Origin of the sequence: Janibacter anophelis NBRC 107843, from assembly GCF_001570945.1 — a bacterium.
Taxonomy (GTDB): domain Bacteria; phylum Actinomycetota; class Actinomycetes; order Actinomycetales; family Dermatophilaceae; genus Janibacter; species Janibacter anophelis.
Genome location: NZ_BCSQ01000008.1, coordinates 18,826 through 32,888 on the forward strand (window position 1 = coordinate 18,826; position 14,063 = coordinate 32,888).

General features: G+C 71.0%; 8 protein-coding genes and 1 tRNA gene. 6 read left to right on the forward strand and 3 right to left on the reverse strand.

Annotation, left to right across the window (positions count from 1 at the left end; all coding sequences use genetic code 11):
- Positions 1-82: 82 nt before the first annotated feature.
- The 5 genes from gltB to JAN01S_RS03390 all read left to right on the forward strand — a co-directional run bounded on the left by gltB (position 83) and on the right by JAN01S_RS03390 (position 8,422).
- A complete protein-coding gene (gene gltB / locus JAN01S_RS03370) occupies positions 83-4,645 on the forward strand; it encodes a glutamate synthase large subunit (RefSeq protein ID WP_244884741.1) in 4,563 nt (1,520 codons plus the stop codon).
- Positions 4,638-6,095, forward strand: a complete 1,458-nt coding sequence (locus tag JAN01S_RS03375; RefSeq protein ID WP_068313678.1) for a glutamate synthase subunit beta — start codon at positions 4,638-4,640, stop codon at positions 6,093-6,095. Before gltB ends, JAN01S_RS03375 begins: the two co-directional genes overlap by 8 nt.
- A 73-nt stretch (positions 6,096-6,168) precedes the next feature.
- Complete coding sequence (gene pyk / locus JAN01S_RS03380) at positions 6,169-7,665, forward strand: pyruvate kinase (protein WP_068313681.1); 1,497 nt, start codon at positions 6,169-6,171, stop codon at positions 7,663-7,665.
- A 45-nt stretch (positions 7,666-7,710) separates the two neighbouring features.
- A tRNA-Leu gene (locus JAN01S_RS03385) sits at positions 7,711-7,793 on the forward strand.
- A 29-nt stretch (positions 7,794-7,822) separates the two neighbouring features.
- Positions 7,823-8,422: an ANTAR domain-containing response regulator gene (locus JAN01S_RS03390; RefSeq protein ID WP_068313796.1), complete on the forward strand. Its 600-nt coding sequence runs from the start codon at positions 7,823-7,825 to the stop codon at positions 8,420-8,422.
- 18 nt (positions 8,423-8,440) lie between these two features.
- Here the strand turns inward: JAN01S_RS03390 and JAN01S_RS03395 are convergent, their stop codons facing one another.
- From JAN01S_RS03395 to JAN01S_RS03405, 3 genes are read right to left on the reverse strand one after another with little or no spacing between them, the layout of a single operon-like run.
- Positions 8,441-9,190, reverse strand: a complete 750-nt coding sequence (locus tag JAN01S_RS03395) for a DUF554 domain-containing protein (RefSeq protein ID WP_084359997.1) — start codon at positions 9,188-9,190, stop codon at positions 8,441-8,443.
- A gap of 15 nt (positions 9,191-9,205) precedes the next feature.
- Positions 9,206-10,882 (reverse strand): hypothetical protein, encoded by a 1,677-nt coding sequence (locus tag JAN01S_RS03400; RefSeq protein ID WP_157075576.1) that lies wholly within the window; start codon positions 10,880-10,882, stop codon positions 9,206-9,208.
- Positions 10,883-11,308: a PaaI family thioesterase gene (locus tag JAN01S_RS03405; RefSeq protein WP_068313687.1), complete on the reverse strand. Its 426-nt coding sequence runs from the start codon at positions 11,306-11,308 to the stop codon at positions 10,883-10,885.
- An 82-nt stretch (positions 11,309-11,390) separates the two neighbouring features.
- On the opposite strand from JAN01S_RS03405, the gene polA reads away from it, so the two are divergent.
- Positions 11,391-14,057, forward strand: coding sequence for a DNA polymerase I (gene polA / locus JAN01S_RS03410; RefSeq protein ID WP_068313691.1), 2,667 nt, complete (start codon positions 11,391-11,393; stop codon positions 14,055-14,057).
- Positions 14,058-14,063: the final 6 nt, after the last annotated feature.

Genomic DNA, 14,063 nt, shown 5'->3' on the forward strand with positions numbered 1-14,063 from the left:
CACCCCCCTGACGAAGTACCCGGTGCCATCTGATGGTGTCGGGTACTTTTCCGAATCCACCCACCGAGGACGGTGACCCGACGTGACCCATGTGTCCTTCTCCCCCTACGAGCGCTGGTCGGCCCTTCCTCCTGACACCGGTCTGTACCGCCGTGACACCGAAAAGGACGCCTGCGGCGTCGCGATGGTGGCCACGATGCGCGGTCACGCCGGTCACGACATCGTCGACCACGCCCTTCTCGCCCTGACCAACCTCGAGCACCGCGGCGCCACGGGCGCCGACCCGCTCGTCGGCGACGGGGCCGGCATCCTCTCGCAGGTGCCCGACCGTTTCTTCCGCGAGGTCGTCGACTTCACCCTGCCCGAGGCGGGGCACTACGCCGTCGGCACCGCCTACGTGCCGACCGACGCCGCCGAGCGCGAGGCGATGACCCAGCGCATCGAGGAGATTGCCAAGGAGGAGGGCCTGCAGGTCCTCGGCTGGCGGCAGGTCCCCGTGGAGCGGCAGATCGTCGGCCAGATGGCCCGCGACTGCATGCCGGACTTCTGGCAGCTCTTCGTCGCCGCCCCCGGTGGCGAGGTCTCGGGCATGACCCTGGAGCGGCTCGCCTTCGTCACCCGCAAGCGCGCCGAGCGCGAGACCGGGGTGTACTTCGCCTCGCTGTCGGCCCGCACCATCGCGTACAAGGGCATGCTGACGACCGCGCAGCTGGAGCCGTTCTACCCGGACCTGTCCGACGAGCGCTTCGAGAGCGAGCTGGCCCTGGTCCACTCGCGCTTCTCCACCAACACCTTCCCGAGCTGGCCGCTCAGCCACCCCTTCCGCTTCATCGCCCACAACGGCGAGATCAACACGGTCAAGGGCAACCGCAACTGGATGCGGGCGCGCGAGTCCCTGCTCTCCAGCGACATCATCCCCGGCGACCTCCAGCGCGTCATGCCGATCTGCACGCCCGAGGCGTCGGACTCCGCGTCCTTCGACGAGGTGCTCGAGCTGCTGCACCTGGGCGGTCGCTCCCTCCCGCACTCGGTGCTGATGATGATCCCCGAGGCGTGGGAGAACCACGCGACGATGCCCCAGGAGCTCAAGGACTTCTACGAGTTCCACTCCATGTTCATGGAGCCCTGGGACGGGCCCGCCTGCGTCACCTTCACCGACGGCAGCCTCGTCGGCGCGGTCCTCGACCGCAACGGCCTGCGTCCCGGTCGCTACTGGGTCACCGACGATGGCCTCGTGGTCCTCGCCTCCGAGTCCGGGGTCCTCGACCTCGAGCCGGAGCACGTGGTGCAGAAGGGCCGCCTGACCCCCGGTCGGATGTTCCTCGTGGACACGGCGGCGGGTCGGATCGTCGAGGACGAGGAGATCAAGGGCAGCCTCGCCGCCGAGCACCCCTACGGTGAGTGGCTCGACGAGGGCCGGATCATGCTCGGCGACCTGCCCCCGCGCGAGCACATCATGCACACGCCCGCCTCCGTGGCCCGGCGCCAGCAGACCTTCGGCTACACGCAGGAGGAGCTGAAGATCTTGCTGACGCCGATGGCGACCAAGGCGATGGAGGCCCTCGGCTCGATGGGCACCGACACCCCGGTGGCGGTCCTGTCGGAGAAGCCGCGCCTGGTCTTCGACTACTTCACCCAGATGTTCGCCCAGGTGACCAACCCGCCCCTGGACGCCATCCGCGAGGAGCTCGTCACCGCGCTCGGGACGGCCATCGGCCCCGAGGGCAATGTCCTGGCCGCCGACCCCGAGCACGCTCGCCAGGTCGTCCTGCCCTTCCCCGTCATCGACAACGACGAGCTGGCCAAGATCGTGCACATCGACGCCGACCGCGCCAGCGCGGGGCGCGTGAGTCACGTCGTGCGTGGTCTCTACGACGTCACCGGTGGCGAGGAGGCCCTCCGTGCGCGGCTGAGCCTCATCTGCTCCGAGGTGTCCGAGGCGATCGCGGCCGGAGCCCGGTTCATCGTGCTGTCCGACCGTGACTCGGGCCGCGACCTGGCGCCGATCCCGTCGCTGCTGCTCACCTCCGCGGTGCACCACCACCTCATCCGGGAGAAGACCCGGACCCAGGTCGGGCTCATCGTCGAGGCCGGCGACGTCCGCGAGGTCCACCACGTGGCCCTGCTCATCGGCTACGGCGCCGCGGCGGTCAACCCGTACCTCGCCATGGAGTCGGTCGAGGACATGGTCCGCCGTGAGGTCATCACCGAGGTCGACGAGGAGACCGCGGTCCGCAACCTCATCAAGGCCCTCGGCAAGGGCGTGCTCAAGGTGATGTCCAAGATGGGCATCTCCACGGTCGCCTCGTACCGCGGGGCCCAGGTCTTCGAGGCCCTCGGCCTGAGCCAGGAGCTCGTGGACGAGTACTTCACGGGCACCGTCAGCCAGCTCGGCGGCGTCGGGCTGGACGTCATCGCTGCCGAGACGGCCGCACGGCACGCCACGGCGTACCCGCCTGCCGGGATGCGTCCGCCGCACCGCAACCTCGAGGTCGGTGGCGAGTACAAGTGGCGAAGGGAGGGGGAGCCGCACCTCTTCGACCCGGAGACGGTCTTCCGTCTCCAGCACTCCACGCGGGCTCGGCGCTACGACATCTTCAAGCAGTACACCGCCCGGGTCAACGAGCAGTCCGAGCGGCTGATGACGCTGCGTGGGCTCTTCGCCCTCGCCGACGGCGAGGAGCGGCCCTCGGTCCCGCTGGAGGAGGTCGAGCCGGTCAGCGAGATCGTCAAGCGGTTCTCCACCGGCGCGATGAGCTACGGCTCGATCAGCCAGGAGGCGCACGAGACGCTCGCCGTCGCGATGAACCGACTCGGCGCCCGCTCCAACACGGGTGAGGGCGGCGAGGACCTCGACCGCCTCATGGACCCCGTGCGTCGCAGCTCGATCAAGCAGGTGGCCTCGGGACGCTTCGGCGTCACGTCGACCTACCTGACGAACAGCGACGACATCCAGATCAAGATGGCCCAGGGCGCCAAGCCCGGCGAAGGGGGGCAGCTGCCCGGCCCGAAGGTCTACCCCTGGGTGGCCCGCACCCGGCACTCGACGCCGGGCGTCGGCCTCATCAGCCCGCCGCCGCACCACGACATCTACTCGATCGAGGACCTGGCGCAGCTGATCCACGACCTGAAGAACGCCAACCCGCAGGCGCGCGTGCACGTCAAGCTCGTCAGCGAGGTCGGAGTCGGCACGGTCGCGGCGGGCGTGAGCAAGGCGCACGCCGACGTGGTGCTCATCTCCGGGCACGACGGCGGCACGGGCGCCTCGCCGCTCACCTCGCTCAAGCACGCGGGCGGTCCCTGGGAGCTCGGTCTGGCCTCGACCCAGCAGACCCTCGTGCTCAACGGGCTGCGCGACCGGATCGTCGTGCAGGTCGACGGCCAGATCAAGACCGGTCGCGACGTGATCATCGGTGCGCTGCTCGGTGCCGAGGAGTTCGGCTTCGCCACGGCCCCGCTCGTCGTGAGCGGCTGCATCCTCATGCGCGTGTGCCACCTGGACACCTGCCCGGTCGGCATCGCGACGCAGAACCCCGAGCTGCGCTCGCGCTACTCGGGCCAGCCGGAGTTCGTCGAGACCTTCTTCGAGTACATCGCCGAGGAGGTGCGTGAGCTGCTCGCCGAGCTCGGCTTCCGCACCCTCGACGAGGCGGTCGGGCGGGTCGACCTGCTCGACACCCGCAAGGCGATCGACCACTGGAAGGCCTCCGGCCTCGACCTCGGGCCGATCTTCGCCCGGGTCAGCTCCTTCGACGGGTCCGGTGTCCGGCACGCCAAGGCGCAGGAGCACGGGCTCGAGGCGGCGCTCGACCACCAGCTCATCGAGTTGGCGGCTCCGGCGCTCGAGGACGGCAGCCACGTCACGGGCGAGTTCCCGGTGCGCAACGTCAACCGGACCCTGGGCACGATGCTCGGCCACGAGGTGACCAAGCGTCACCCCGAGGGGCTGCCGGACGGCACGATCGAGCTGACGCTCACCGGTTCGGCGGGGCAGAGCCTCGGGGCCTTCCTGCCCCGCGGGATCACCCTGACGATGGTCGGTGACGCCAACGACTACGTCGGCAAGGGCCTGTCCGGAGGACGGGTCGTCGTCCGCCCGCCGGAGGACGCTCCCTTCGTCGCCGAGGACAACGTCATCGCCGGCAACGTCATCGGCTACGGCGCGACCTCGGGCCAGCTCTTCCTGCGCGGTGTCGTCGGTGAGCGCTTCTGCGTGCGCAACTCCGGCGCCTCCGCGGTCGTCGAGGGGGTGGGTGACCACGGGTGCGAGTACATGACCGGTGGCACCGTCCTCGTCCTCGGACCCACCGGGCGCAACTTCGCCGCCGGCATGTCCGGTGGCAACGCCTTCGTCCTCGACCTCGACGAGTCGCTCGTCAACCGCGAGCTCGTCGACGTCACCCCCCTTCGCACCGGCGACCGCGAGGTCGTGCGCGAGCTGCTGACCCAGCACCTCGAGCACACCGGCTCCGCGGTGGCCCGGCGCCTGCTCGACGAGGGGGACGCGGCGTACGACCGCATCTCGCTCGTCCTGCCCCGCGACTACCAGCGCGTCCTCGACGTGCGTGCCGACGCCGAGGCCGAGGGTCTCGACCTCGACGGCGCGCAGGTCTGGGACCGGATCATGGAGGCCTCCCGTGGCTGACCCGCATGGATTCCTGACCACCCGCGAGCGCGAGCTGCCCGCCCGTCGACCCGTCGACGTGCGCATCCGTGACTGGAAGGAGGTGTACGAGGAGCAGCAGGCAGGCCAGCTGCAGCGTCAGGCCGGCCGGTGCATGGACTGCGGCATCCCGTTCTGCCACTCCGGCTGCCCCCTCGGCAACCTCATCCCCGAGTGGAACGACCTCGCCTGGCGCGGTCACTGGCACGACGCCATCGAGCGGCTGCACGCGACGAACAACTTCCCGGAGTTCACCGGTCGGCTCTGCCCGGCCCCCTGCGAGACCGCGTGCGTGCTCGGCATCAACCAGCCGGCCGTGACGATCAAGCAGGTCGAGGTGACGACGATCGAGGAGGCCTTCGGCCGCGGCGACGTCCCGCCGCAGATCCCGGACCGCCTGACCGGCAAGACCGTCGCGGTCGTCGGCTCCGGCCCGGCCGGCCTCGCCGCCGCCCAGCAGCTGACCCGTGCCGGTCACACCGTGGCCGTCTACGAGCGCGCGGACAAGCCCGGTGGGCTGCTGCGGTACGGCATCCCCGAGTTCAAGATGGAGAAGCGGATCGTCGACCGCCGCATCCAGCAGATGAAGGCCGAGGGCACCCGCTTCCGCTCCGGCGTCGACATCGGCACCGAGATCACCGGCCAGCAGCTGCGCGACCGGTACGACGCGGTCGTCCTCGCCGTCGGCGCCACCGTGCCCCGGGACCTGCCGGTGCCGGGCCGCGAGCTCGACGGCATCGTCCAGGCGATGGACTTCCTCCCGCCGGCCAACCGGGTCGCGCTCGGCGAGGAGGTCGAGGACCAGGTCACCGCGGAGGGCAAGGACGTCATCATCATCGGTGGTGGTGACACCGGCGCCGACTGCATCGGTACCTCGATCCGGCAGGGCGCGAAGTCGGTGACCAGCCTCGAGATCATGCCGCAGCCCGGCAACGAGCGACCGGGCAACCAGCCCTGGCCGACCTACCCGATGCTCTTCCGCGTCGCCTCCGCGCACGAGGAGGGTGGCGACCGGGTCTACGCGGTCTCCACCACCGAGATCCTCGGTGACGAGGACGGCAAGGTGAGCGGGCTGCGCCTCACCGAGGTCGAGCGGACCGACGCCGGCTTCGAGCCGGTCGAGGGCACCGAGCGGGTCCTGCCGGCGCAGCTCGTGCTGCTCGCCATGGGCTTCCTCGGCCCGGAGCCGGACGGCGTTGTCGCCCAGCTCGGCCTCGAGACCGACGAGCGCTCCAACATCGTGCGCGGCCGCGACTACCAGACCTCCGTGCCGGGCGTCTTCGTCGCCGGCGACGCCGGTCGCGGGCAGTCGCTCATCGTCTGGGCCATCGCGGAGGGTCGCGCGGCCGCCCATGGGGTCGACGCGCACCTCATGGGCAGCTCGCAGCTGCCCCGGCCGATCAACCCGACCGATCGTCCGCTCGTGGTCTGACGGACCACCCACGACGAAGGGGGGATCGCCACACGGTGGCGATCCCCCTTCGTCGGCGTCATAGGGTGGAGCCATGCGTCGCGCCAAGATCGTCTCGACCCTCGGCCCGTCAACCTCCACCCCCGAGCGCATACGTGAGCTCGTCCAGGCCGGCATGGACGTGGCCAGGCTCAACCTCTCCCACGGCGAGTACGCCGTCCACGAGGCCAACTACCGCAGCGTCCGGGAGGCGAGCGACGCGACCGGCCACGCGGTCGGCGTGCTCGTCGACCTGCAGGGCCCCAAGATCCGGACCGGACGTTTCGCGGACGGCCCGATCGTCCTCACGGCCGGTGAGCACTTCACGATCACCACCCGTGACGTCCCGGGCGACCAGCAGGTCGTCGGGACGACCTACCCGGGGCTCGCCGGTGACGTGCAGGCGGGCGACACGATCCTCGTCGACGACGGCAAGATCACCCTCGCCGTCCACGACGTCGACGAGACCGACGTGCGCTGTGTGGTCGTCTACGGCGGTCCGCTCTCGGACAACAAGGGGATCAACCTGCCCGGCGCCGCCGTGAGCGCGCCCGCCCTGTCGGACAAGGACGAGCAGGACCTGCGGTGGGCCCTCGGGCTGCGGGCGGACTACATCGCCCTGAGCTTCGTGCGGTCCGCGCGGGACATCGCGCGCGTCCACGAGATCATGGACGAGGCCGGGGTACGCCTGCCGGTCATCGCCAAGATCGAGAAGCCCCAGGCCGTCGACGCCCTCGAGGAGATCATCGACGCCTTCGACGGGATCATGGTCGCGCGGGGCGACCTCGGCGTCGAGCTGCCCCTGGAGCAGGTGCCGCTCGTGCAGAAGCGGGCCGTCGAGCTGTGCCGGCAGAAGGCCAAGCCGGTGATCGTCGCCACGCAGGTGCTCGAGTCGATGATCGACAACTCCCGACCCACCCGCGCCGAGGCCAGCGACGCCGCCAACGCCGTCCTCGACGGCGCCGACGCGCTCATGCTCTCCGGCGAGACCGCCGTCGGGAAGTTCCCCATCGAGGTCGTCAAGACGATGTCGAAGATCATCGAGGCGACCGAGGAGCAGGGCCTGAGTCGCATGCGCGACCTCATGGGGCCGCCGACGACCCAGGGCGGGGTCATCGCGGCAGCCGCGGCGGAGACGGGGGAGGCCCTCGGGGTCAAGTACCTCATCGCGTTCACCCAGCTCGGCGGATCGGCACGGCGACTGGCCCAGGTGCGCTCCGGTCTGCCGATGCTCGCCTTCTCTCCCGTGCAGGACACCCGCTCGCAGCTCTCGCTCGTGTGGGGGATGCAGACCTTCCTCACACCCCCGGTGACCCACACCGACCAGTACGCCCTGATGGTCGACGAGCAACTGCTCGAGCTCGGCTGGGTCGAGGAGGGGGACCGGGTGGTCATCGTGGCCGGCTCACCCCCGGGCGTGCCCGGGTCGACCAATGCCCTGCGGGTGCACCGCATCGGTGACGCACGCAACAAGACGACCGTCGCCTACGGCGAGGGCGCGGGCGAGGTGCCCGACGGTTCGACCGGGGCGCTGCCCGGAGGGATGGGCTGAGTCGGGGGCACCCCCCTTCGGTCGGTATGCTTGCGGCGCACTCCGGCCGGGGTGGTGGAATGGCAGACACGGAGCACTCAAAATGCTTTGCCCGCAAGGGCGTGCGGGTTCAAGTCCCGCCCTCGGCACCCCACACACCAACGACGGAGGATGGACCATGACGGCGGAGACCGAGAGCCAGCAGGGCCTGCGGGTGCTGCTCGCCGAGGACGAGGCGCTCATCCGCCTCGACCTGGCGGAGATGCTCACCGACGCCGGTTACGAGGTGGTCGGACAGGCCAGCAACGGTGAAGAGGCCGTCTCGCTCGCCGACTCGCTGCGTCCCGACCTGATCATCATGGACGTCAAGATGCCCGTGATGGACGGACTGACGGCGGCGGAGACCATCGGCGAGAAGCGGATCTGCCCGGTCATCATGCTCACGGCCTTCTCCCAGAAGGAGCTCGTCGAGCGGGCCCGCGATGCCGGTGTCATGGCCTACATCGTCAAGCCCTTCACCGTCTCCGACGTCACGCCCGCCATCGAGGTCGCGACCTCGCGCTGGGCCGAGCTCAAGGCACTCGAGTCCGAGGTGGCCGACCTCGGCGAGCGGCTCGAGACGCGCAAGGCCGTCGAAAAGGCCAAGGGCGTGCTGATGAAGAAGCTGAAGATCACCGAGGCCGAGGCCTTCCGCTGGATCCAGAAGACGGCGATGGACCGTCGTCTGGGCATGCGCGAGGTCGCCGACGCCGTCGTCGCCGGGATGGACAAGGCCTGAGGCCGGCGCAGCCGGTCGTCAACCCAGCGCGACGACCAGCTGGGTGAGCAGGGGAGCGACGACCAGGGCGGGCAGCATGTCCCCGACGGGGATCTGACGGATCTGCAGCAACCGCAACGCGATCCCCACGAGGATCAGCCCGCCTGTGGCGGTCAGGGCGGCGATGTGCGCCTCGGGCAGCACGGCGCCCAGCCCCACGCCCACGAGGGTCAGCGTCCCCTGCACGACCGCCACGGTCACCGCGGAGAGCAGCACCCCGACGCCGAAGGTCGAGGCGAAGGCCAGGGCGGCGAAGCCGTCGAGAACGGACTTGAGCGCCAGCTTGTCGATGCCGCGTCCGAGCCCGTCGTCGAGGGACCCGAGGATCGTCAGCGGGCCGACGCAGAAGAGCAGGCTGGCGGTGAGCCATCCCTCGATGAACCGCTCGCGGCCCGCGGAGTCGTCGCGGCGGCCGACGACGGCCTGGACGCGACCGGCGAGGGTGCCCAGCCAGCGCTCGATGCCCAGGAGCGAGCCGACGATGCTGCCGACGAGCAGTGACCCCAGGACGATGAGCACGGGCGCGCCGGAACCGACCGCGCCGGTGAGGGCCGGCGAGGTGACGTCGATGACCGACAGTGCGGCCATGAGCAGCGTGACCAGCCCGAGGCAGTCGGTGACCACATCACGCGTGTGCTGCGGCAGGCGGCCACCGATGGCCATGCCGAGGAGCGCGCCCGCGACCACCGTGAGCACGTTGAGCACGGTCCCCGCCCCGATGAAGTCCACTCATCGCTCCCTTCGTCAGTCGGCGAGGTCACGATAGACGCCGAGCTCGCCCTCGCGGTGCTGCATGGGGATCGTGCCGACGTGCTGGGCCGACGCGGAGATGTCCTTGATGAGCTCCGGCTGCGTGCTGTCGGTGACGTAGAGCCGGTCCGAGCCCTCGGGAGCCGTCTCGATCCACAGGTGCTCGGCGTCCTCCGGGAAGGGCCAGGTCGTGAGCACGTGGGGCTGCCATCCCTGCCGGTGGGCCTGCCACGCGATCGCCGGCGCCGCGCCCAGGGTCGGGGTGAACCCGAGACCGTTGACCTGGACGTGGCGCCCGTCGCCGGGGCCGAGGTCGTCACCGGTCGTGCGGGCGACCTGCGTCATCGAGTCGATCTCGCTCCATGCGGGAGGCAGGGCCAGGGTCGCCGCGGCCGCGCCACCGGCGAGCAGCCCGCCACCGAGGGGCAGGGCGACCCCGGCGGGCAGGTGCGGGCTGGCGTTCTCGAGGTAGGCCAGCCCGCGCCAGATCAGGGCGGCCCAGGTGAAGGCCGCGACCGGCAGCCAGGTGATGACCCAGTACGGCGCCAGTGGCCACTCCGGCAGTCGGGATGCGGTGAGCAGCATCCCCAGGTTGGCGACGAGGGCCACCCGCGCGGGCCAGGCGCTGCTGGCGCGTCCCCGCGGCACCCGGTAGCCCGTCGCGATCGCCGCGAGCAGGAGCAGGATGAGGACGCCGAGGACGGTGGCCGGGCCGGTGCCGGCGACGAGGAGATCCTCCGTGGAGCGGCGGAACCCACCCGGGCCGGGGGCGATGAGGTTGAGGTAGGTCGCCCCCTTCGCAAAGCCGATCGGGTCGCCGGTCCCGGACGTCGCCCACCTGACGAGCTGGGTCAGGTTGTTGGGCTGGTGGACGAAGAGCTCCGCGATGCTCGGCAGCCAGACGAGCCCACCGACCCCGAGCGCCCACCGCTCCGCTCGGGTGTCGTGGCGGGCACGCACCCGCCGGGTCCGGGTGAGCCGTGGCCACAGCAGCAGGACGGTGGCCATGACGGCCAGCGCGGCCGCGAGCGGGAGGAAGGCCAGGTTGGACTGGGCGATGAGCGAGACCGCCACGACGAAGGGGGGCAGTGCCCGGCGGTCGTCCCGGGCCAGCGCCCAGAGCAGGACGAGCGACAGGTAGGTCGGCAGCAGCGGGGCGAAGGGGTTGAACGGGCGGAACAGCGCGTCGGTCCCGATCGCCCACTGCGTGAGCAGCGCCCCGCCCGTGAAGACCACGACCGCCAGGGCACCTCCGAGACGGCGGGACCACACGACGCTCAGGACGGATGCGACGGAGGCGATGAGGGTCCCGCCGACGGCGATACCCGCCGCGGAGCCGCCGGCGAGCGCCAACGGGATGACGAGCAGGTAGAACTGCAGCGGCCCCAGGTGGTGGGTCGAGAGGTCCTGGTCCACGCCGTCACCCGAGGTGCTGCGCATCCCGGTGACCGGCAGGTGCCCGTCGAGGATGCCGGCGGTCCGCAGCGCGATCGTCGCGTCGTCGCCGTTCGGCTGCCAGCCGTGGGCTAGGGCCTGGACGAGCGCCACCACGGGGGCGATGAGGACCGCGAGGACCGCGAGGGCGACCAAGCGGTCGGTCGTCGTCCAGTCGCGGGGGTCTGCTCGTCGGAGCAGCGAGGGCAGGTCAGGGCGTCGTGCGGTGCGTCCCACTCAGGCGCCGGGAGGCTGCTCGCGCAGGATGCAGGTGATGCGGGAGGTGCAGGTGCGACGGCCTTCGTCGTCGGCGATCGTCACCTCGTAGCAGGCGACGCTGCCGCCGAGGGTGACGGGCACCGCGGTGCCGGTGACCCAACCCGACCGCGCTCCGCGGTGGTGCGTCGCGTTGATGTCGAGGCCGACGGCGATCTTGCCGATCGACTGCGCGTGCATGGCCGAGCCGATCGACCCGAGGGTCTCGGCGAGGACGACGCTCGCGCCTCCGTGGAGCAGTCCGTACGGCTGGGTGTTGCCCTCGACGGGCATGCGCGCCACGACCCGGTCGGTGCTCGCCTCGAGCAGCTCGATGCCCATGCGCTCCGCGAGCGCGCCCCGGAAGGCGTTGAGCTGGTCCAGCGACGCGGTGGTCGGGTCGGTCATGAGGTCTCCTGCGGGTGTGGTTCGGTCAGGGCCAGCCTGCCACGACGAGGTGCTGTCGGCACGAACGCCTAGGCTGTCGCGCGTGAGTCGACTACTGCTGCTGGACGGACACTCCCTGGCCTACCGGGCCTTCTTCGCGCTCCCTGCGGAGAACTTCTCGACGAGCACGGGGCAGCACACCAATGGCGTCTACGGCTTCGTCGCGATGCTCATCAACGTCCTGCGCGACGAGGACCCGACCCACGTCGCGGTGGCCTTCGACGTGTCGCGCGCGACCTTCCGCAGCGAGGAGTACGCGGAGTACAAGGCGGGGCGCAGTGCCACCCCCGATGCCTTCGCCGGGCAGATCCCGCTGCTCCAGGAGGTCCTCGACGCGCTGAACATCACCCACGTCCAGCTCGAGGGCTACGAGGCCGACGACATCATCGCCACCCTCGCCACCCAGGGGCGGGAGGCCGGCATGGAGGTGCTCATCTGCTCCGGCGACCGGGACACCCTGCAGCTCGTGGGGGAGCGCACGACCGTCCTCTACCCCAAGAAGGGGGTCTCCGACCTCGCGCGCATGACGCCCGATGCCGTCATGGACAAGTACGGCGTGGGTCCCGAGCGCTACAGCGACCTCGCCGCGCTCGTGGGCGAGCAGAGCGACAACCTCCCCGGCGTCCCCGGCGTCGGGCCCAAGACCGCGGCCAAGTGGATCACCGCGCACGGTGACCTGCAGGGCATCGTCGCCGCCGTCGACCAGATCGGCGGCAAGGCCGGTCAGTCCCTGCGTGACCACCTCGACCAGGTGCTGCGCAACCGGCGACTCAACGCGCTCGTCGTCGACGCGCCCGTCCCCGTGGGGCTCGACGACGTCGCGCGACGTGAGTGGGACCGCGAAAAGGTCCACACGCTCTTCGACAGCCTCGAGTTCCGGGTCCTGCGCGAGCGACTCTTCACCACCTTCGACACCGCGGAGTCCGAGGTGACCGGTGGCCTCGAGGTCGACGGGCGTCCGCTCGGTGCCGACGAGGTGGGTCCCTGGCTCGCCGAGCACGCCACGGGGCGGCTGGGCGTCGACGTCGTCGGCGACTGGGGGAGGGGCCGCGGGGAGGTCACCGGTCTGGGGCTGGCGACCGCCGAGGGCGAGGCGGCCTACGTCGACCTCGCATCCCTCGCGGGCGACGACGAGGCCGCGTTGCGCACCTGGCTGGCCGACCCGGACCGCGGCAAGGTGCTGCACGACGCCAAGGGACCGATGCTCGCGCTCGCCTCGTCCGGGCTGCCGCTCGAGGGGCTCGTCGTCGACACGGCGATCGCGGCCTACCTCGTGCGCCCTGACCAGCGCTCCTACGACCTGGCGGATCTCGCCGTGCGCCACCTGGGGCGTGACCTGTCCGGTGGTGACGAGCCGGCCGACCAGGGGATGCTCGACTTCTCCGCGGACGACTCGGAGGTCGGCCGTGCCGCGATGATCCGGGCAGCCGCGACCGCCGAGCTCGCGCCGGTCCTCGAGGGCCTGGTCGAGGAGACGGGGGGCAGCACCCTCATGCGCGAGGTGGAGCTGCCGGTCGTCCGGGTCCTGGCCCAGATGGAGACGGCGGGCATCGCCGTCGACACCGAGGCCCTGACCGGGCTCGAGGCCGACTTCGCCGACAAGGTGGCGACCGCCCAGGCCGATGCGTGGGCGGCGATCGGTGACGAGCAGATCAACCTCGGCTCGCCCAAGCAGCTCCAGACGGTGCTCTTCGACACCCTCGGCCTGCCCAAGACGCGCAAGACCAAGACGGGGTACACGACCGACGCCGACGCGCTGGCCGACCTCTACGCCAAGACCGAGCACCCCTTCCTCGAGGCGCTGCTGCGGCACCGTGACGCCACCCGTCTGCGGGTCACCGTCGAGGGGCTCATCAAGTCGGTCGCGGACGACGGCCGGATCCACACGACCTACCAGCAGACGATCGCCGCGACGGGACGCCTGTCCTCGACCGACCCCAACCTGCAGAACATCCCGATCCGCACCGAGGAGGGGCGCCGCATCCGCGAGGTCTTCGTCGTCGGGTCCGGGTACGAGTCGCTCATGTCGGCCGACTACAGCCAGATCGAGATGCGCGTCATGGCCCACCTGTCGGGCGACGAGGGACTCATCGAGGCCTTCCGCACGGGTGAGGACCTGCACCGGTTCGTCGGTGCACGTGTCTTCGGGGTCGAGCCCGAGGGGGTCACGGCGGAGATGCGCAGCAAGGTCAAGGCGATGTCCTACGGCCTGGCCTACGGCCTGAGCGCCTTCGGCCTGAGCAAGCAGCTGGGCATCTCCACCGGGGAGGCGACCGACCTGATGGAGGAGTACTTCCAGCGATTCGGCGGGGTGCGCGACTACCTCGAGGAGGTCGTCGACCGGGCCCGGGCGACGGGCTACACCGAGACGATGCTCGGCAGGCGCCGGTACCTTCCGGACCTGACGAGTGACAACCGGCAGCGGCGCCAGATGGCCGAGCGGATGGCGCTCAACGCCCCCATCCAGGGCTCGGCGGCCGACATCATGAAGCTGGCGATGCTCCGGGTCGACCGGGCGCTCGCGCAGGAGGCGCTGGCCTCCCGGGTGCTGCTGCAGGTCCACGACGAGCTCGTCATCGAGGTGGCCACGCGTGAGGACGAGGCGGTCGAGGCGCTCGTGCGGCGCGAGATGGGCAGTGCCGTCGAGATGGACGTGCCCCTCGACGTCTCCGTCGGGCGCGGGCGCAGCTGGCACGAGGCGGCGCACTGAGGCCGC

Bases quoted from the DNA above. Each gene is read 5' to 3' on its own strand.
- pyk (WP_068313681.1), top strand. From the start codon at position 6,169: ATGCGTCGCGCCAAGATCGTCTCGACCCTCGGCCCGTCAACCTCCACC.
- JAN01S_RS03390 (WP_068313796.1), top strand. From the start codon at position 7,823: ATGACGGCGGAGACCGAGAGCCAGCAGGGCCTGCGGGTGCTGCTCGCC.
- JAN01S_RS03405 (WP_068313687.1), bottom strand. From the start codon at position 11,308: ATGACCGACCCGACCACCGCGTCGCTGGACCAGCTCAACGCCTTCCGG.